14 protein-coding genes and 3 pseudogenes are annotated in these 19243 nt (G+C 42.0%); 9 read left to right on the top strand and 8 right to left on the bottom strand.

Features of this window, described 5'->3' with window-relative positions; genetic code table 11:
- Nucleotides 1-339: 339 nt before the first annotated feature.
- The 3 genes and pseudogenes from IQ19_RS02170 to IQ19_RS02160 form a co-directional block, all read right to left on the bottom strand.
- Nucleotides 340-615, bottom strand: a pseudogene (locus IQ19_RS02170) (LysR substrate-binding domain-containing protein); the annotation flags it as partial.
- 28 nt (nt 616-643) lie between these two features.
- A pseudogene (locus IQ19_RS02165) lies at nt 644-781 on the bottom strand (permease); the annotation flags it as partial.
- A 66-nt stretch (nt 782-847) separates the two neighbouring features.
- Entirely contained in the window at nt 848-1954 is a 1107-nt protein-coding gene (locus IQ19_RS02160) for a GIY-YIG nuclease family protein (protein WP_144539428.1), read from the bottom strand.
- Nucleotides 1955-2320: 366 nt separating this feature from the next.
- Between IQ19_RS02160 and IQ19_RS27970 the strand changes: the two genes are divergently transcribed.
- Both IQ19_RS27970 and IQ19_RS02155 read left to right on the top strand, forming a co-directional pair.
- Nucleotides 2321-2488, top strand: a complete 168-nt coding sequence (locus IQ19_RS27970) for a hypothetical protein (RefSeq protein WP_199749354.1) — start codon at nt 2321-2323, stop codon at nt 2486-2488.
- A gap of 266 nt (nt 2489-2754) precedes the next feature.
- Complete coding sequence (locus IQ19_RS02155) at nt 2755-2850, top strand: YjcZ family sporulation protein (protein WP_144539426.1); 96 nt, start codon at nt 2755-2757, stop codon at nt 2848-2850.
- Between the two features lie 263 nt (nt 2851-3113).
- On the opposite strand, the gene IQ19_RS29220 is transcribed toward IQ19_RS02155, so the two are convergent.
- The gene (locus IQ19_RS29220) at nt 3114-3530 is read right to left on the bottom strand and encodes a hypothetical protein (RefSeq protein ID WP_422386967.1); all 417 of its coding nucleotides are present in this window, start codon (nt 3528-3530) and stop codon (nt 3114-3116) included.
- 113 nt (nt 3531-3643) lie between these two features.
- On the opposite strand from IQ19_RS29220, the gene IQ19_RS02145 reads away from it, so the two are divergent.
- The 3 genes from IQ19_RS02145 to IQ19_RS02135 are packed head-to-tail and all read left to right on the top strand — an operon-like array spanning nt 3644 to nt 9139.
- Entirely contained in the window at nt 3644-5602 is a 1959-nt protein-coding gene (locus IQ19_RS02145; RefSeq protein ID WP_144539422.1) for a putative thiazole-containing bacteriocin maturation protein, read from the top strand.
- The gene (locus tag IQ19_RS02140; protein ID WP_144539420.1) at nt 5599-7542 is read left to right on the top strand and encodes a TOMM precursor leader peptide-binding protein; all 1944 of its coding nucleotides are present in this window, start codon (nt 5599-5601) and stop codon (nt 7540-7542) included. The genes IQ19_RS02145 and IQ19_RS02140 overlap by 4 nt, the downstream gene beginning before the upstream one ends.
- 22 nt (nt 7543-7564) lie before the next feature.
- A complete protein-coding gene (locus IQ19_RS02135; protein WP_144539418.1) occupies nt 7565-9139 on the top strand; it encodes a SagB family peptide dehydrogenase in 1575 nt (524 codons plus the stop codon).
- A 269-nt stretch (nt 9140-9408) separates the two neighbouring features.
- Here IQ19_RS02135 and IQ19_RS02130 read toward each other — a convergent pair whose 3' ends face one another.
- The 3 genes from IQ19_RS02130 to shc all read right to left on the bottom strand — a co-directional run bounded on the left by IQ19_RS02130 (nt 9409) and on the right by shc (nt 14752).
- Nucleotides 9409-10863, bottom strand: coding sequence for a flavin monoamine oxidase family protein (locus IQ19_RS02130; RefSeq protein ID WP_144539416.1), 1455 nt, complete (start codon nt 10861-10863; stop codon nt 9409-9411).
- 187 nt (nt 10864-11050) lie between these two features.
- Nucleotides 11051-12475, bottom strand: coding sequence for a Na+/H+ antiporter NhaC family protein (locus IQ19_RS02125; RefSeq protein ID WP_144539415.1), 1425 nt, complete (start codon nt 12473-12475; stop codon nt 11051-11053).
- A gap of 405 nt (nt 12476-12880) precedes the next feature.
- Nucleotides 12881-14752, bottom strand: a complete 1872-nt coding sequence (gene shc / locus IQ19_RS02120; protein ID WP_144539413.1) for a squalene--hopene cyclase — start codon at nt 14750-14752, stop codon at nt 12881-12883.
- Between the two features lie 76 nt (nt 14753-14828).
- On the opposite strand from shc, the gene IQ19_RS02115 reads away from it, so the two are divergent.
- Entirely contained in the window at nt 14829-15962 is a 1134-nt protein-coding gene (locus IQ19_RS02115; protein ID WP_242020864.1) for a DUF2515 family protein, read from the top strand.
- Entirely contained in the window at nt 15889-16338 is a 450-nt protein-coding gene (locus tag IQ19_RS02110) for a CBO0543 family protein (RefSeq protein ID WP_144539409.1), read from the top strand. Before IQ19_RS02115 ends, IQ19_RS02110 begins: the two co-directional genes overlap by 74 nt.
- Before the next feature lie 278 nt (nt 16339-16616).
- On the opposite strand, the gene IQ19_RS02105 is transcribed toward IQ19_RS02110, so the two are convergent.
- Nucleotides 16617-17423: a cupin domain-containing protein gene (locus tag IQ19_RS02105; RefSeq protein ID WP_144539407.1), complete on the bottom strand. Its 807-nt coding sequence runs from the start codon at nt 17421-17423 to the stop codon at nt 16617-16619.
- A 302-nt stretch (nt 17424-17725) separates the two neighbouring features.
- Here IQ19_RS02105 and IQ19_RS02100 point away from each other — a divergent pair.
- Nucleotides 17726-18166, top strand: a pseudogene (locus IQ19_RS02100) (ferritin family protein); the annotation flags it as partial.
- Nucleotides 18167-18533: 367 nt separating this feature from the next.
- Complete coding sequence (locus IQ19_RS02095) at nt 18534-18956, top strand: DUF5661 family protein (RefSeq protein WP_199749348.1); 423 nt, start codon at nt 18534-18536, stop codon at nt 18954-18956.
- Nucleotides 18957-19243: the final 287 nt, after the last annotated feature.

Below are 19243 nucleotides of genomic sequence, written 5' to 3'. Positions count from 1 at the left end.
GCCTATTGTTTAATAAGCGTCTCATTTCTGATTCACCTAAAGGGTGTAAGAGTTGAATGAACGGAGCTTTCATTTTGGCAGCTTTTTTTGCACTATCGGGGTAGTTTAATTTAAGAAGGACTAAAGTGAAACTTCAATTATCATTAAAAGCTATTAAGACTATATTGAACTAACGAGTGTTTGAGTGTAAGAAAGGGGGTTGCTGTGGAGATTCCTTTCTTTATAGAGGCAGTTTATAGATTAAGTATTTATTGCTCATACAAAAAGAAAAGCCAATTTTCTCTCTTGTGAAATTTGGCTTTTCTTTTTAAAATTTTCGTTAGCTTTGATGGGTTAATTCTATTTCTTGATTTTGAACAGCCATTCCTTTATCCATTCACTAATCGATTTTAAAACAAGCTCCACAAAAGCCTTTACTGCTGGAGATAACCACTTTTTCTTTTTGATCAGCATATGAGAATAAATGGGTTCGAATTTTTCAGAATGCGGTAAGATTTTTAGCTTGCCACTCTCAACATCTTCTTTAACTGTAATGTAAGGCAAGGCACAAAATCCAAGTCCAGTCATTACAATCTTTTTGATTGCCTCTATACTCCATAGCTCCATTGTTTGAAAGCCAAACCAGGCAGCTGTTTCTTTCTGTAGCCAAGAACCTATTTTCGGGTATAATCCTGGCAATCATTTGCTCCGTAACAAACATCTGAATGACTCCCGCAATCAATCCACCTATCAGTACAAAAGGCAATGCTTCAATTAAAATACTAATAAAGATTGAGTTCATCAGAAATTTAAAAAGGCTTCAGCAGCTATGCTGGAGCCTTTATCTCTACCTTCATTGCAGGAACTTCTATTCTCCCGATATACTGCTATCCTTAATATTTCCCAGTAATTTGTAAATTGCCAGATCTATGTTGGAATGATTCTCTAAGTCAAGCCATTTTTCTGGAATGAGTACATAGGAGCAGTTATTACTATTTAGATAACTAAAAATAATCTGAGCTTCATCAATTTCATTTCTGCTTACATCTATGGAAGGATGATCCTTATTATTTTTGAAATAAGTTGTAATGTTCGTTTTGATCATTTCAGCAAGTTGAACAATATGGTTTTCCAGTGAATAGCTGCGGCTAAAAAGAACCTTTGTCCTCTTTATGAGGAAAAGTTTAATAGTGGAATCATTTAATTTTTCTATGACTGTAATATTATTGTTTTCTTCGGTGAATTCAATCACTTTTTCTTTATATAACAATGAGTTTACGGCTTTAATATAATCTCTATATTTTGAAGCAGCTTCAAAATCATATTTCTCAGAAGCTGTTAACATCATTTGCCTCATTTCTTCGAGCAGCCACATGTCAGTACCGTTAAGAAAAGCGATAAATTTGTCTATTCGTTCATTGTACTGTTGGATCGCGGAACCGCCAAGACAAATACCATTGCACAATCCTAAAGAAACATTTAAGCAAGCAGTGCCCTTTTTGTAAGGATTGCTGCAGTTTATTTTATAGCATTCCTTTACCCCTTGGATGGCTTTTTCCACATTGTTCTTGCTTGGAAATGGACCAAAGTAAAGTTTTCCGTCATTTTCAATAGGACTATAAGTCATTTCGATCGTACGATATTCTTCCTCCATGGTAATCCCTATATAGGCAAAGGACTTGGGGCTTTTCATCATCCGATTATAGATCGGCTTTAAATCTTTAATTAATTTACATTCCAGCAAAAATGCCTCGAATTCCGTATCTGTAAGGATAAAGTCAAAATCCTTTAAGTGTTTGATAAGCTTTTTTACCTTTGGAGAATGACTTTTGGATTGACGGAAATAGGATTGAACTCGATTCTTTAGATTTTTTGCCTTTCCCACATAAATGATTTGGCCAAGGGATTCTTTCATAAGATAAACACCCGGGGATAATGGCAGGTTTTTTACCTTTTCCAGCTGGTAAATTTTCATTCATCCTTTACTAGATTATAGTTATCTAGTATTTTACCACGAAATTGAATGAGTCGAAAATCGATGTGATTTTCTTTAGTTTAATCCATGTTTCTCGGCCATTACTTTACAAAATGGCGGATTCTACATTTCTCCACGATTAAAAAAAATGGTGAAAATTTCACTTTATTTTTTTGAGATGATTAATATTGCTCGATTGATTTATAAACGGACTATTAAATAACAGTAATCACAAACGAAATAAAATAAGGAATAACAAAGAGTTTATTTACTTATTCTTTTTTACCTTTCTTTAATGCTCCCAAGGATGAATATTCCCAAGAATTTTAATTAGATTAAGGAGGAAAAACAAAGGAGGAATACTGAATGACAAAGCAAAATCGATCTGCCATTGACCAGGCTCGCAGCAGTTCAAAACGAGGGGATGAAGCAGCGGGCGAAACAGCAATAAATGCGATTGATACAATAGAAGATATTGGAAAAGCAGCAGCAGATCGTATTTCCGACGCAATAAGAGATGTAACTGCAAGATAATAAAAGGTTTTCCCAAGAAAAAAGAGATTCTTTAAGGAATAAGATCGTCAAAAGACGGTCTTATTTTAACTCAGTAAATTCTCAGCCTTTTAGCATCATTTTTATCTTCAAATGCTTATCCTCCGCAATCCCATTAAAACCGATTTAGATCGAGTAATATTAGATGTACACACACTTATTTTTAAATAAATCCACGTTTGTCCATTACGATATAAACCGCTTGGGCATACAATGTATTACTGCTGAAATTAGGGAGGTGATACATTATGTCAGACGGTCATCGTTCAAATTTTGCTTTAATCGTGGTGCTTTTCATTCTTTTAATTATTGTCGGTACATCCTTCGTAAGGGGGTACTACTAATTATTAGGAAAGAGCAAACAAATAAGCTCGCCTTCCTTTACTCAAAGAAGCGTCCATGGGCGCTTCTTTTTTCTTTTTTTAAATGATTTTTAAGCAATGTCTAGAGCTGGTTTAAATATAGGTCGGCTACACATTCGATGCAATAAACATTTTTTCGTTCTGCATGGTTAAATGAACCCCGATAAATCTGGGTGTTTGAATCAGGAACATTACCCCGGCATAGCACATATTTTGATGAGGAGAATGTTAGAAATATTGAATATTTAATTACTGTTGATTTCTGATGTTCTACTTATGCCCCTTTCATGTTGCTGGCACATCATATTAAAAAATACGGAGGTATGAACATGAATGATTTTCAAAGAGAACTTCAAATGTTGAATGTTGGTGATTTCCATGCGAACGAGGCGGTTCCTTGGGATCAAAACCAGTACTATACTGATCAGGCACGGCAATGCGGCGGTTTTGGGTTTGGTTTTAGCTGCTTTTTCTTTTGCTTCAGCTGCTTTTTCAATTGTTTCAATTGTTTTCGCTGCCATAACTGTTTTCGCTGCCATAACTGTTTTAACTGCGGGGGACGCTGTGGTCATCGTTGCGGAGGCCGCTGCGGCGGATAATAACACTGGTTCAATAAAGCCACCCTGGTTGAATAAACAAAAGGGAAGTCCCTGCAACTGCATGCAGGGGCTTTTCTTCTAAAGGGCAGACATATGAGACAAATCTTGGTACATAGGATTATAGAGAAAGCAATGTTTTAGAAATAGGAACAGTTTATTGGGTAAGGAGGAGCGGAATGAAAAATTTGACCTCTTCTATGCGGCTGAAGGTGAAAAGGGACACGTTTTTTCTCCCTGATCCAAAGAATGGTGTGTATTTTCGGAACAATGTAAGCTCCTTCCAAATGGAAGGCAGTATGATCGATCAGTGGGTTCAAAAGCTGATCCCGATGTTTAATGGTGAATATACGTTGGGGGATTTGACAGTCGGTTTGCCGGGTCCACATAGGGATCGGGTGTTTGAAATTGCAGAAGTGCTGTATCGAAATGGCTTTGTTCGGGATGTAAGCCAAGACCATCCGCATCAATTGCAAGAACATGTTCTTAAAAAGTTTGCTTCTCAAATCGAATTCTTGGAAAGTTTCGGCGATTCGGGCGCATCCCGATTTCAGGCCTATCGTCAGGCAAAAGTGTTGGCAGTAGGATCGGGCCCTTTTTTTGTTTCGCTGGTTTCTTCACTGCTTGAGTCCGGATTGCCTAAGGTTCATATGCTCATTACGGATCCGGAATCTACTAATCGACAGCGGTTGAAGGATATTATGGAACATGCCCGTCAATCAGACCCCGAGGTCTCAGTTGAGGAGGTACCCCATCAGAAAGAAGAAGATCATTCATGGGAGGAAATTATTCAGCCGTATGATTCCATTTTATATGTGTCGGATACGGGCGGCATAGAGGAACTGCGTGTTATTCATGCCGTTTGCAGGGAAGAGAAGAAGATATTCCTTCCTGCTATATTCCACAAACAGGTTGGTCTGGCAGGTCCGCTGGTGCATCCGGAATCAGAAGGGTGCTGGGAGTCTGCGTGGCACCGCATCCATCAATCTGCGTTTTGCGAAGACAAGCAATTACACACCTTCTCCTCCACAGCAGGAGCAATGTTGGCGAATTTGATCGTGTTTGAACTGTTTAAAGAGGTTACAGGAATAACCAGTGCGGAACAAAGAAATCAGTTCTTCCTGCTTAATCTGGATACGTTGGAAGGGAATTGGCATTCATTCTTGCCTCACCCAAGATTGACCGGAAATGCAGCTGTGGAATGGATTCAAGATGTTGATCTGAGGATCGAACAAAGTTCGAGCAGAAGTGAGCCGAACAGTTTGTTTCTTTTCTTTAGCCAATTGACATCCAAAGAATCAGGGATTTTTCATAAATGGGAGGAGGGAGATTTAAAGCAGCTACCATTAGCGCAGTGCGATGTTCAGGCAGTCGACCCGTTGTCCAAGGGTCCGACAGAGCTGCTGCCAAACATTATCTGTACAGATTTGAGGCATAAGGAGGCACGCCGGGAAGCGGGTCTGACCGGGATAGAAGCGTATGTGTCACGGATGGCTGGTCAGCTCGTTACCGATCTGCTTCCACATCATCAAATAGAGGGTAATATACCAGATCCTCAATTTTTTGGTATTGGAGCAGGGGAAACGTTTGTGGAGGGTATTTACCGCGGATTGGAAAGGTGTTTAGACGAGGAACTGGCTAAGCGTCATGCGGATCAGAATTCTGTCACTCAGGTGCATTTGAGTGCAGTAGACGATGAACGCTGCCGGTTTTATTTGGAGGCATTGACCACGATGGCGGGAACACCGAAAATCTGTATGGGCGAAGAAGTGTCCGGCTTCCCTCTGGTCTGGGTTGGTACGAACGATCGCTGGTATGGCAGTGCAGGCTTTAATGGAACAATAGCGCTCCGGAAAGCGCTGCAGCACGCACTCATCCAGGCACAAAACCAAACGAGCAGACATAAACCAACAGCCTTGGAGGTATCATCTGTGCTTCTGGAAGAAAAGGAGCAGCTAAACCTTGTCATTCCTCCTTGTGAAGAGACGGAACAATCCCAGGTTTTACAGACTGCAATACAGGTGTTGGAACGGAACAGCAAGCAGCTCTTAGTCTGCGAATTTTCGGTTGAACCCTTTTTGAAAGAGCATCTGGCAGGGGTGTTTGGGGTGCTGTTAAGAGAGGAGGAATCTCAGTGAGTGCTGTCGTGGTAGTTGTCGGAGAAGGACTGCTGGCGGACAGCGTGTGCAAAGAACTGCCTGCCAAATATAGGATCATTCGCTATAAAAATTTCGAGCCAGGCCTGCCTGAAGGAACTGATTTGGTCTTGGTGCTGCACGATGCCTGGTTTCCTGCTGTCCATAAAAAGGCAGAAGAGGTGTCACGATCATCCGGTATTCCTTGGTTAAGGGGCTTTGTTTCCTTTGGCGAGGGTGTGGTTGGTCCGCTGGTTCACCCGGGGACGCCGGGGTGCTCACAGTGTGCGGACATGCGAAAACTCTTTGCAGGGCGTGACCGCAGAGAGATGTGGGAACTGCAGCAGAGACTGGCAGAGAACGGTCGTATGATACGGGACTCATGGGCATCGCGCTCGGGACTATTACAGATGGCTTACCTGCTCGTGTCGGAAGTGCACAGGGTGTTGGAGGGCAGCTTGGACGACTTGGAAGGTAGGGTGTTTTTGATCAACCTGAAGACACTTCAGAACTCTTGCCACAAAATCTTACCGGATTCATTGTGTCCGGTCTGCAGTCCGTTACCTGAAGATTCACAGGCAGCTGCCCGTATTTCAATAAAGCCTAGTCCAAAAGTTAACCCCAACAGTTACCGCTGCCGTTCCATGGATGAATTAAATACATTTCTCGTCAAAGATTATCTGGATCCCCGGACTGGTTTATTGAATGGTAAAATGTATGATTTCACACCTCCGTTTGCGGATGTAATTGTAAACCTGCCGTTGTTTTCAGGGGACGAAGGGGTAGCAGGCCGGACCCATTCATATAAGGTAAGCGAGTTGACTGCGATTCTGGAGGGTCTTGAGCGATCCTGCGGTATGGCACCCCGTGGAAAACGGACTGTAGTCTATGACAGTTTCCGCAACCTGGAAGATCGGGCCCTTAATCCTGTTAAAGTAGGTGTGCATGCGGATGAACAGTATGCACGGCCGGGTTTTCCATTTAAAAAGTTTGATCCTGATATCCCAATGAATTGGGTATGGGGCTATTCGTTTTTGCAGGAGCGTCCTATTCTGGTTCCTGAGCTGCTTGCTTATTACAGCTTGGGCTGCGGGCAGGGGTTTGTCTATGAAACCTCCAACGGATGTGCACTAGGCGGAAGCTTGGAGGAGGCTATTTTCTACGGTATTTTAGAAGTGGTGGAGCGTGATTCGTTCCTGATGACTTGGTACGGCAAGCTAAGCCTTCCGCGTCTTGATCCTTATTCCTCAAATGACCAGGAATTGAAGTTAATGATTGATCGGGTGAGGACGGTAGCGGGATACGATCTGTATATCTATAACGCGACAATGGAGCACGGCATTCCAAGTATTTGGGCGATGGCGAAAAACAGGAAGCAAAAGGGATTGAATATCATTTGTGCGGCAGGAGCCCATCCTGACCCGGTACGGGCGGTAAAAAGCGCGGTTCACGAGTTAGCTGGGATGATGATGACACTTGACGACAAATTGGAAGCGAACCAGGAGGAATTTTTGCGAATGCTGCAAGATTCTTCCCTCGTCAGGAAAATGGATGATCATGGGATGCTCTACGGTCTACCGCAAGCGGAAGAGCGCTTAAAGTTCTTGCTGGATGAAAATGGTCCGCTCCAAACGTTTTCCGAGGCATTCAAGTGGGAGGGGAGACATGCAGACCTGACAGATGATCTGCAGGACATTCTTCAAGTGTTACACGGAGTGAACCTTGATGTTATTGTGGTGGATCAGACCACACCGGAAGTTAAACGGAACGGACTACATTGTGTTAAAGTGCTGATCCCAGGGATGGTGCCTATGACATTCGGACATCACCTAACACGCGTCGCAGGGATTGAGAGGGTGTTAAGGGTCCCAATGGAACTCGGGTATGCAAAAGAACCGCTTGCATTTGAGCAGCTTAATCCATATCCGCACCCATTTCCATAAGCGCTGACTGGGAGGTAAAAGGATGAGTCTAGAGACATTTCTGCACAATTTGCATTTTGATATTGATCAAATAAGTTCATCAGATTGGGAAGTGGATTGGGAAGATGCGCCGCTTGCGTATAAGCTTTACCGCGGCTTGCCAGTTGTTCCCCTTTCGCTGGAAGTACCCCTTTCTCTTAAAGAATGGGAGGCACCGGCAAAGCCTGACCTTCGGAGAATCGGTCATTTTCTCTGGTATGTATTTGGCCTTAATCAATTTTGCCAGTCAGCCTCTACAATTGGTTCCAATGAACAAGCGGATAACATTATGCAGTCGTTTCGGCGTACTGTTCCTTCTGGCGGAGCGTTGTATCCCAACGAATTATACATGTATCTGAAAATGGAGGATTTGCCGGAAGGGGTATACCATTATGATGTGCTTCACCACCGCCTGGTCTTGCTGCGTGAAGGCAATTTTGATTCATATATAGCCAGGGCTCTTGGCAATCGCTGTGATGTGTCTGCCTGTTTTGGTACTGTGTTTGTGACGACAATGTTTTGGAAAAATTTCTTTAAATACAATAATTTTGCTTATCGTCTGCAGGGCTTGGATGCAGGTGTGGTAATTGGACAATTATTGGAGGTGGCGAAGAGGTTTGGTTTTGCTGCGGGGGTGTACTATCAATTTCTTGATCGTGCCTTCAACCATCTCCTTGGACTGCCTGAACAGGAGGAGAGCGTTTATGCCGTTATCCCGCTTTCGGTTGAACCCACCAGCTGGTTTACGAACAGAAGCGGCATAGACGGGATGGTCTCTGCCTCTGAATTGTGCCAGGAAGTGACATCGATTCAGAATAATTTCTGCGTCAGGTCACTTAATGTGAAAGAATTTCCGATGTTAACCAATATAAATAAGGCGTCCATGCTGGAATCAACGCGATCGTTTCAGCAAATGAAAGCTGAAGAGAGGCATTGTGAGGGGCAGGCGGTGGCTCTTCCTCATGTAAAAAGGATATCTTATGATCTGGCGTCAGTCTGCAGAAATCGGTATTCACCGGACATGGATTTCGTTTCAGGAAAGGTTAGCGGGCAGCAGCTTGCAGCTCTGCTGCAGGAGGCAACTGCTTCGTGCTTGTACCGAAACGATTTAGATGCGGCACTTGATAAGCGCAAGTCACGTGTCACGCTTTATGCCTGTTTGAATAATGTGGAAGGCATTCCGGATGGAGCTTATTATTATGACAGCGATACTCATTCGCTGCAGGAGCTAAATCCCGGAGATCATCGGCTTGTACTGCAATACGGAATGCCAGCTGGTAATGTAAATTTGTTTCAAGTCCCCCTATGCCTGCATGTTGCAGGGGATAAAGATTTCTATAAAACGGCACTTGGCTACAGAGGCTATCGTATCCAGCAAATGGAAGCGGGTATGCTTGTGCAGCGACTGCTTTTAGCGGCGACAGCCCTCGGGATGGGCGGGCATCCACTTCTCGGATTTGATGCGAAAACGTGTGATGAAATTTACAGGATGGAATCACAGGGAAAAACAAGCCTAATCCAAATCCCGATTGGCTTCTACCGAGCCCGTCCATGGTTGAGGGGAAATTTAATTAGCTAGGCAAGGCGATGATTCTGATAGAAGTAAAATTGGTATACAACTTTGATCAATTTAAAAATTATTTATAAGACTAATACCGACCGCAATGAGATACTCTCAATAAGAGGGTATCTCTTTTTCGCTTGTTTATCATTCTCCGCTTCTGAATAGAGAAGATCCTAGGCTTTGAGGACAGTTTCGATCTTCAGAAGGTTCCTCTAGCATAAAATAATTCCCCAGCAGCTCGGGCACATAATAGAAGTATCAGTACTTTTTTTCTTTTTCCGGTTTTATTTTGGCGAGTCATTCACCTCATAGGCCACTCGTATCCCAGATTCGATCGCTCCTTGAACCCATCCATGGGTAAGGGACGTATGCTCACCGGCAAAATGGACTCGCCCTTCAGGTGCTGCGATATTAGGATACAATTCGGTTTCCTGTCCTGGTTCAAAGAATGTAAATCCGCCGCAAGAATAAGGATTCTGGCCCCAGCTGAAGGAAGCCCCTGCAGCAAATTGGGTATACACTTGATTTCCGTAAATCTCCGCCAGGTTTTTTAGCGCATAGTGTATGCGCTCGTCCTTAGGCTGACTATCCCACGTTAGAGCTTCATCCGCCCATGTATAACTGGCTAAAACGATTGCAGGTCCGTTTTTCCCAATCCCGTGACTTGGAAGGAAGGTAAATCGAATCGGCAGGTCCGTAATGGTTTTCCCGCCAAGTTGGCCTTCTTTTTCCCAAAACCTGCTCTTAAACTCAATAGCAATTTTGGTTGCTGCCATATAATTAAGTTCGCGAATGGCTCTCCGTTTCAAATAGGAGAAAGAATGGAAGGGTTTGACGTCCACAAATCGCAAGGCTGAAAAAGGGATGGTCACGATAGCCAAGTCACCTGTTAAGGTAGAAGGCTCCTGGGAATGCTGATGAGTACTGTGGATGGCAACACCATTTGTATACTGAACGATTCCCGTCATTTTTTGATGGAGGCGAATATCTTCTTTTAATTGGGGCAGAAATGCCTTTGGCAATCGATCCATTCCGCCTGTTATTTCATAGTAACCACCTGGTGAAGTGAAAATGATTAACTCTCGTAAAACTTCAATAAAAGACATTCCCATGAATGCTTCCAAGTCAAGAAGCACCCCGATCATGTCGATTGCACCATCTGAAAAATAAGAGTTTAATAGATATCCAAGCGAGTATTTCCTATATTGTTTTTCCAGAATGGCCCAATTTCTGACCGGGTCCTGGTTAACGAAGTCAATAAAAGGCTGTACGACTGAAAGCAGAAGCTCTTCTGCCGATTTTCCTCTCTCATTTGGAGGAATGGGGAATTTTAAAATGCCTGGGTTGCGTTCAAACACGTCAAGACGCGTTTTGATGCCATTTGCGTAAAGAAGATCCATTGGAGTCCGGTTTATAAATACGTTGATGGGGAGCCTGAATTTTTTAATATATTCCAAAGTCAATGAATGGACATGGGGAATGCGCATGGGCCCTGCGTTGAAGTATAATCCATTGCTAAAAGGGGAGCGCATGGTATATACACGTCCGCCAATTCTCCCGTTCGCTTCAAGGATTGTGATTTTATGACCGGATTCCTTTAATAAAGAACCAGCAACTAGTCCTGCCATCCCTGCGCCGACAATGATAATGTGCTTGGGTGAGTGTGATTTTCCAAGACCATTTCTAATCTTATATAGCATTTGTCCAGTCGTTAATTCGAGTTTCTTGTTCCAGGTCATCTCTTCGCCCCTCTGCAATAGGAATCATTGCAGTATATTCATTTGAAGGGATCCCTATGTGTATGAGAGAGGTATTTATCGTTTTTTTAAACGCGATTGTTAAGGCGAATGCAGTGATTGATTTTTCTGTAGCCGAATGATGGTGGGATATAGGGACTGCTGTACTTATAGTGTGCCAGCAGTCCATTTAAGAGATGAATAATCCGCTTACGATAAATAATACGGACGCGATCACCCCGCCTATAGCCGAAACCTTTAATTTATACCGGGCATAGTCAACAAGATCCATATCCAGAATAGAAGCAGTCGTAATGGTGGTATCACCAAGCGGGGAAGTTAAGGCCCCAAATGCGCCGCTTGCAAAGACAGCACCAACTGTCAAAGGGATGGACGCTCCCGTTGAGACGGCCAGTGTAATTCCCAATGGCATGAACAGTCCCCAGGTTCCCCAAGAGGAACCAATAAAATAACCCACAACAGAACCAAGGACAAAAATAGCTGCAGGAGTCAAAAAGGCAGGCAAAAAGCTTCCCAGTGAGCTGCCGATAAACTCGGAAAAGCCAAGATCCTCTGCAGCCAGGGTCAGTGCCCAAATCAGAATGAGCAGGCTGATCGCCTCCATCATTTGATTGCCGCCATCGTAAAAATGATAAAGGATTTCGTTCATTTTCTCGCGTCTAAGTATGTAAAAAACAAACGTTAAAACCAGTGTGATAAAAACAGCCAGCAGCATGACAAAAGTGGCATCCGCCATGGAAAAAGCTTCAAAGATGGTCTTCGCTCCCTGATCTATGCCGTCCTGCCATAAAAGGTATAAAGACAGGGACAGAAGTAAAAAAACCGGAACTATTAAATGCCATGGCTGTGCTTTCACAAGGGATAATTCTTTCTTAATCCCCATGCGGTGAAATTCATGCTCTTGCTCTTCCAAATCCTTATGTACTTGTTTGTCTTTCTGGTCGGCTCTTTTAGGCGACCAAAACGTCTGTATAATCCCAATGAGCAGCATAATGATCGCATAAAAGTTAAACAAAATACTCAATAGGAATATTTCATAAGGAGACATTTCCAGGTTCAGTCCGCTTATGCCGCCTTCCACCAGCGACACCATGAACCCGACAAAAGCAGTCGCAACAGGAAGAAGCACAATCACGGACTCTGTGGATATATCAAGCGTCATGCCCACCTTTTGTTTAGAAAGGTTCATCTTTTTAATTAAAGATTTAATGATAGGTCCAATCATCATAATCCGAAACATCGGCATCATAAAGGTAAAGGGAAGGGTAATCCAAATAAAGCCGAGCAGCCCGCGTTCTGTTCGTATTCTGGTACCGGCCCATTCCGAAAAACCCTTTATGCCTCCAGCAATATTCATCATCCCGACAAGGCCGCCAAATAAATATAAAAACCCGATGATCTTGATATTGGTTTCATCGGAGAGGGTGGTAACAATGTACGAAACAGACTGTCTTGTTCCGGACAGTAAATCAGCTGATACAATGATGGAACCAATGAGAATGCCCACAACAAGCCCGGGCAGGATATTTTTTAGCCAGATGGACATAGCGATGACAATAATAAATGGTAAGAGAGAAAGCCATGTTTGATCCAAGATTCTGCCCTCCAATGAAAATGCCATTACTTATTTAGTATAGCCAAGGGAGTGTGGTCCATTCATGGATGGGTGGCAGTGAAAAGTCGATACGGTAATTTTTAGGATAGGCTCTGTTAAAGCTTATTGTTGTTTTTTAGCACCCTGTTGATTGGAGCGAAAGGCACGAGACTCCTGCGGGAGTGCGGATCAAAGGGAGACCCCGCAGGAGCAAAGCGACGAGGAGCGTCGGACCGCCCGCGGAAAGGGAGTGCCTGCAGCGGAAATCAACAGGCAAATTTAACAGAGCCAAAGGATAAAAATTCAAAGAGCAAAAAAGCGTTAAGCCAATAAGCAGCCGCCTAGCGAATCAAATAAAGGAACTTAACAATAACTCGAAGATCCCTCTTGATTCGTTATGCACGGTTAGCCAAACTTTTGATGATAATGGGACAAAGCCATAAGAGGAAAGATATACCGGTAGCTGTGATAATGGATGTAGAAGCTGCCCGCCATGGCTTGCCCTTTTGGATAGGCTGTTGTCCAATCATCTTTATCGAGTGAGCTCAGCAGATAATGAATCCCTTTTTGAATCGCTGGTGTCGGCTTGTCTTCAACTGCAATCAAAGCATCAACTGCCCATGAGGTGTCTGTTATGGTACTGGCATTCAAGGGTACGTATTGCTTATTGCTGTCGCTTCGGCAGGATTCCCCCCAGCCGCCATCCTGGTTTTGAATGCTCTTTAGCCAGTCTGCTGACTTCTGGATGGAAGGCTGTTCTGCTGGCAGGCCAGCGGCAATAAGGCCAGTGACAGCTGCCCATGCGCCATATATATAGCAAACTCCCCATCTGCCATACCACGAACCGTCCTGTTCCTGGTTTTCGAAAAGCCAGTTAATCGCCTTCTTAAAAGCAGGATGATCCTTTGGAAGATCTGTATAGTTCCCCAAAAACTCCAGGGTTCTTCCCGTCAGATCGGCTGAGGTCGGGTCACCAAAAATATATTCACCCTTTTCAATCGGCAGGAAATCGAGCCATGGATTCTGGGTATTCCGTTCAAATGAAGGCCAGCCGCCATCGTCATTCTGCATGGATAATAGCCAGCTTATGCCACGGTCCCAGGCATCCTGAAAGATTGGGCTGCCCTTCACGCTTCTGGCAATCGATCGTAAAGAAGCAGTCGTGTCGTCCACATCGGGGTTGACTGTATTGACATCGGAAAATCCCCATCCGCCCGGCAAGCTATTCGGATTATGAATGACCCAATCCCCAATCTGATCATGCTGACGCTTTAGCAAATAGGTGTTTGCCTTCTGAACAACTGGGTCTTCAGGGGAAACACCGGCCATTTGGAGAGTGGAGTTAATAAGGGACGTGTTCCACACACTGGCATCTGCATATTGCATATGCGGGAGGCCGTCTATATCTGTCTGAAGCGATTTCAGCCCATTCACGGCATTTTTTATAATGGGGTCATTCTTTGAGTAACCAAGTGATAATAAAGCAAATATCATTAAAAAGGTCGAACTGAAATAACTATAAAAAGTTCCATCCGGTTCAATGCGTTTCAGCATATAGTTTTTTGCCCGGCCCAGCGCCATTGAGTGAAGCTGTTCCGGCAGGCCTAAGAGGTCCTCTATGCCGTCTTTGATGGCTGATAATAATGATCGGTATTCAGACTGAATTGTCCAATCATATTTCCCGGACCTTGTTACTCTTAAATCGGAAAGGTCGGGGCTATTTTTTGTTTTTAGGCTGAATTTATTTTCTGCCAGAATCAGAATTGGAGCAAGATTCACACGCCCATACACAGACAACTGATAGAAGTTAAAGGGAAAAGAAAGGGGCAAAAGCATAATTTCAATAGGGATCGGAAAGGATGACGGCCACTTGTACTGCCCCGTCGAAGAAAGCATGATTTTCGTAAAGACATTCACATTGTCCATCCCGCCATTCTCCAGGATAAACCGCTTGGCAGCAATCATTCTCCGATCTTCCTTTTGAACATAGCCGGAATATAAAAGTGCGTAATAGGCCTCCAACGTGGCAGCGGCATTTCCATCCCCTTCATCATAAAAAAGCTTCCAGGCGCCATTTACCTCCTGTTTGCTCAAAATTCGGGAAGCAAGCCCCCTGATTAATTTTTCATCATGTATTTCCAGTGTCCTTAATAAAATGATCATATAAGCATCTGTCGAGATGCCTGTTTCAAAGGGATATTTCCAAGACCCATCTGAAGACTGTCCTTTTTTTAACTTATCGATTACCTGGTTAATCCCTTGGATGATATTGGTCATTTTGCACATTCCTCTCCCAGTAGTTTCATATATTGATCATATTCAGCGAACGGAGAGAGAATTCATGGAGGAGGGGATGACGATCTTTTTCCGAAAGAAACAAGAGCAATCCCCCATTGAAGTGATAAAAGAAGAATTAAAGAAAAGGACTAGTGTTCAAAAAACGGCAAACCTTTCAGAGGAAGAAATGAAAATCCTCGAGCAAATCAAACAAGAAACAGAGGTATGGAATAAAAATAATGTCACAAGAACAAAAGCCTATCTGGAATTCTACCAACAGCATCCGGAAGTTCACTGGGCGTTCCTCGGGCATATGGTCTCCCGAAATGGCGGCTGGAACATGACCGATCTAAAAGGGGAAATGCTGTCCAGATTATTATCGGACAAGGAGAAGCAATCCTTTTTTTCCTTTTTAGAAAGAGGGAATTGGCTCATCTTTCAGGATGCCTATCCGCAATTTTTGATCTACCGTGAAAGCCTGAAAAGAAACAGACCGTTATTTTTCCTGTTTCCTTTCTTAAATATCTCCGTCTTTATGGAAGCGATCTGGAATTGCTTCTGGAGAAATTCGAATCCATACTTTCTCACAATCGCCCTGATTATTAATGAACAAAGCTATCTGGAAAAACGGGTGATTCAGAATCACATTTATAAAAATAAGGTTTTTCAAAAGCTTGAATTTAAGCTTCAGGAGCTGCTGTCACTCAATCACATCCTTTTCCCATACAAAAAAGGCGGAGCTACTTATTTGAAGGGACAGACCTTATATCATTTTGAGTCTTTACATGAACGAATTTTATTAGGGAAGAGGCTGTATGCTGTCCTTTTCAAGAACAAGGATGTGCTGGCCCTTACGGAACAATGGGCGAACCGCCACCCCCATACGGGCTCAAGGAAGGATTATTGGCCAGCTATTTTTAATGCTGTCCATGAAGGGCTCCCAGGCGAAAAATATCAGTTTCAATTAAAATCATGCAAACTAAGGCCAGGAGGCAGAAGAATCTATAGTCCTACCATTGAAAATGCCTGGGAAAATGTAAGACATGCAGAAGCGGAAAAAGGGGACTGGTTTGAACACGTTCACGTACTGGATTATTTCAATGAATTAGAAGATACCATTAATGGGGAGATTCAGGATGCATACTGTAAAACACTTGAAAGACTCGAACTCGCGGCCCTCGCAAAAAAAACCGTCACGATTTGGCATTAAAAGCTACATACCGGCCATGCTGCTGGCTTCCTTATTGGGAACCTATTTAGATCTCTATTATGTCGGGAAGAAGCTTTACTACTTCCCGATTCGCCCCCTGCCATCGATTTTTACCATTAATATAGGATTTACGCTGCTTGTCCTTCCCATCACCATGCTTGTTCTTTTGAAAGTCCTTCAATGGTGGAAGGGCTGGTTAAGAGTCCTGTTTATCTTGTGCATCAGTTTAGCGATGGCGGTTATGGAAAAAGCGGCAGAGAGAATGGGACTGTTCGTACATGCCGATGATTGGAACCACTTGAATACCTTTGTGGGCTATTGCGTATTTATTGGGCTGATTTATGCGTTTAATGTATGGATGAATAGGGAGAGATAAAGAGAGACTGGCGTGGAAGGAAATACTCTTTTCATGGTTTTTTTAACAGTAAGAAAAAACAAATTAGTTGAACAAGGAAAAGTGATGTATTAACCATAAAGGGTTCCATTTGAGGTGCATTTTTATAATTTAAAGCTAAATGGACACACGAATTGACAATTAAAATGTCGCATAATAATACAAAAAAACTCGCCGTGATCGGCGAGTTTTTAATGCAGGCAGGAAATAATATAGCCTTTTTTCAACAAAAGCATCTGATTGTTTAATTTACGGCTGCTCTACATGTTTTTGCTTTCCTGAAGAAGTTTGGATTCTCCTGTACGTTCCCATTCTTCTACTGTTTCATATGCTTTTTCAGGAGTATATCCTTTCCCTACAAGAACTCCCATTAGAATAAACTCTTGAAGAATGTGTGTCATATTAATTCCTCTTTTAATGTCCTCCAAGCCTTCTTTTACCAAAAACTCCGTATGTCTTACCCATTCATCTGGAGTCTTTCCGAAAGCTACTGTTTTCCCATTTTCATTACTCAAACCTTCTTCGATAGCCATGGCATCTGCCTTCGTTTTATGAACAGTACCAAATGGATGGTTTGGCGGGGCATATATGGAGTATAGTTTCAACGGCATATTTCCTGTATTTGTGACATTGTGCCACATTCCAGCCGGTATCATAATAGCAGAGTCATCGAAGATTCTCCATTGGAAACTTAAATTATCTTTGCTTTTGCCCATTTGTACAATCCCTTGACCTTGTTCAACACGTAAGAATTGATCCACATCAGGGTGGATTTCCAATCCGATATCTTCACCAACATTAAGACTCATTAATGTGACTTGCAAATGATCTCCTGTCCATAGTGCAGTACGATACGTGTTGTTTTGTTTGGCGGCCTCATTGATATTTATAACAAATGGGTTTGATCCATAATCTTTTAATACGTTTCTGCTATCACCATAAAAAGACCGATAAGAACCAAATGCCAACTCATTAGGAAGAGCCCAATAACCAGTAGGATTTCCGTAAGTATGCGCGGGTACATTTGCATAATAAGGATTTTGATACGTATAGGGCATATAGTACATTTTCCTCAATCCCTTCATATTATTTATTATCAATAAATTATCTTATGTACGTAGAAGAGGAATGTACTTATTAATGTTAAATGACCTCTTCGAGTATCCAAGTGTACATTTCAATTCCTTTTATATACTCAAATAAGAGAATAACTTGGAATTAGGAGCACGATGAGCCACAACAACTGCTCAGCAGCAGGAAAATAATTTAAGAGGTGAAAATACAATCAATGTATGCGAAAAATTTTTACTCTCATAATCAACCCCCTTATCATAATTTGCAACAATCATTAGAAAGACAAAATGCTAACGACTATGGAGCCAAAGGGGCTTTGAATGCCCCAACATTAACCTTACCTCAGATGCTAACTTATGCTTTACAAGACGAATTTCTTGCTCAGGCTAGGTATAATAATATTCTTTTAAACTATGGTTATATACGTACATTTGCCCGAATCCAAGAAGCTGAATTAAGGCATATTAGTGCGTTACTTCCTCTTTTTGAACGATATCAAGTACCTATTCCAGAAGATATTTCAAGGATGTTTGTTACTACCCCAGAAACAATAAAAAACGCTTTTGCCTTTGGAGTACAAGGTGAGATAGAGAATATAAGTATGTATAATAAATTTCTTTCTTTAAATCTTCCAACGGATGTCAGAACAGTATTTACACAGTTAAGAAATGCATCATTGAACCATTTGGATGCATTCGAAAGAGGCCTAGCCCGAAATTTTGTTTGGAAAAAATAGTTCCCTTTGTGAGCCTAAAGGAAATTTTTCGGATGAAATTCATATGAAGTGGATAACCTTCCTTTGAGGGTTATCCATAATTATTTTAATGAAATAAGTTGATTACACATTCCTTTTTCCACTATATGGACCCGACCATTAGAGGTCTGGATTGTAATGATTGTACTTAACCTAGCGGGTCCATTGATCCAAGAAGGATTAACGCTTCTTCTCGTTAATTTAATGTACTAAACGGTACAGTTTAGATTAGTAAGCCAAGTCGTATGTTTGGTGAATTTTTTGCTTGTTTAATTTTTTGGAATACACGCTCCTAAAACAGTAATTAACATATGGTATTGTTAATTACTGTTTTAGGAGTGAAATATATATGTACTACCATAATCATTTTCCGTATATGAATCAGTACCCTAATTATTCTAACGATTGTACGAATTATACTCATTTATCAAATAGAAATTTACTTAACAATTATCAAACTAGGTTTACAACTAATAATATTGCATCAGATACTTTAAATAGGGGCAGAACTAGCTTTTCAAGAGATGAAGCAGCAGCAATAGCTTTACTTTTAGGAATTGACTTTACCAAAAGTAAGTTTGATTTAGATGAGTTTTGGATGGGGGTAAATACTGAACTTGAACACGGGCAACAATCCAGCCAAACTAATGTTACTGGGGATGAACCACTAATTACGGGGAAAATTGCATTGGCTCATCTTAACGAGTTTCCTGATTATTATAAAAGATTAAAAGTTCTTGAGAAGGAAGCAAAAGCATATTGGAAAAAATAATTACCCCTGGGTGCTTTTATGCAATAAGGAATAAAAATAAAGGAGCCTAAAATATACAAGTTTTTATGCACTGCTTGTATATTTAGGCTTTTTTACATTAATAAACATATTGCCATAAACAGCATTTTTTAATTCCCAAATACATATAAGGTGATAAGTAATTGAAGTAGTTAGATAAATTAATATGTTAACTTATCCCAGTTTGTTAGATATCATGCGATTTTATACATAATTCGCTTTTCTTGCTGAATAAAATGACTGGAGACCCTATTTTTATCAGTTCCTGG

It is taken from the genome of Cytobacillus oceanisediminis (assembly GCF_007830235.1).
Taxonomy (GTDB): domain Bacteria; phylum Bacillota; class Bacilli; order Bacillales; family Cytobacillaceae; genus Cytobacillus; species Cytobacillus oceanisediminis.
The sequence above is the reverse complement of the archived record's forward strand: the minus strand, read 5'-3'. Positions and strand labels throughout refer to the sequence as shown.

Excerpts from the sequence above, each read along its gene's own strand:
- IQ19_RS02160 (WP_144539428.1), bottom strand. The coding sequence starts at position 1,954 with ATGAAAATTTACCAGCTGGAAAAGGTAAAAAACCTGCCATTATCCCCG.
- IQ19_RS27970 (WP_199749354.1), top strand. The coding sequence starts at position 2,321 with ATGACAAAGCAAAATCGATCTGCCATTGACCAGGCTCGCAGCAGTTCA.
- IQ19_RS02155 (WP_144539426.1), top strand. The coding sequence starts at position 2,755 with ATGTCAGACGGTCATCGTTCAAATTTTGCTTTAATCGTGGTGCTTTTC.
- IQ19_RS29220 (WP_422386967.1), bottom strand. The coding sequence starts at position 3,530 with ATGCAGTTGCAGGGACTTCCCTTTTGTTTATTCAACCAGGGTGGCTTT.
- IQ19_RS02145 (WP_144539422.1), top strand. The coding sequence starts at position 3,644 with ATGAAAAATTTGACCTCTTCTATGCGGCTGAAGGTGAAAAGGGACACG.
- IQ19_RS02135 (WP_144539418.1), top strand. The coding sequence starts at position 7,565 with ATGAGTCTAGAGACATTTCTGCACAATTTGCATTTTGATATTGATCAA.
- IQ19_RS02130 (WP_144539416.1), bottom strand. The coding sequence starts at position 10,863 with ATGACCTGGAACAAGAAACTCGAATTAACGACTGGACAAATGCTATAT.
- shc (WP_144539413.1), bottom strand. The coding sequence starts at position 14,752 with ATGACCAATATCATCCAAGGGATTAACCAGGTAATCGATAAGTTAAAA.
- IQ19_RS02115 (WP_242020864.1), top strand. The coding sequence starts at position 14,829 with ATGACGATCTTTTTCCGAAAGAAACAAGAGCAATCCCCCATTGAAGTG.
- IQ19_RS02110 (WP_144539409.1), top strand. The coding sequence starts at position 15,889 with ATGCATACTGTAAAACACTTGAAAGACTCGAACTCGCGGCCCTCGCAA.
- IQ19_RS02105 (WP_144539407.1), bottom strand. The coding sequence starts at position 17,423 with ATGTACTATATGCCCTATACGTATCAAAATCCTTATTATGCAAATGTA.
- IQ19_RS02095 (WP_199749348.1), top strand. The coding sequence starts at position 18,534 with ATGTACTACCATAATCATTTTCCGTATATGAATCAGTACCCTAATTAT.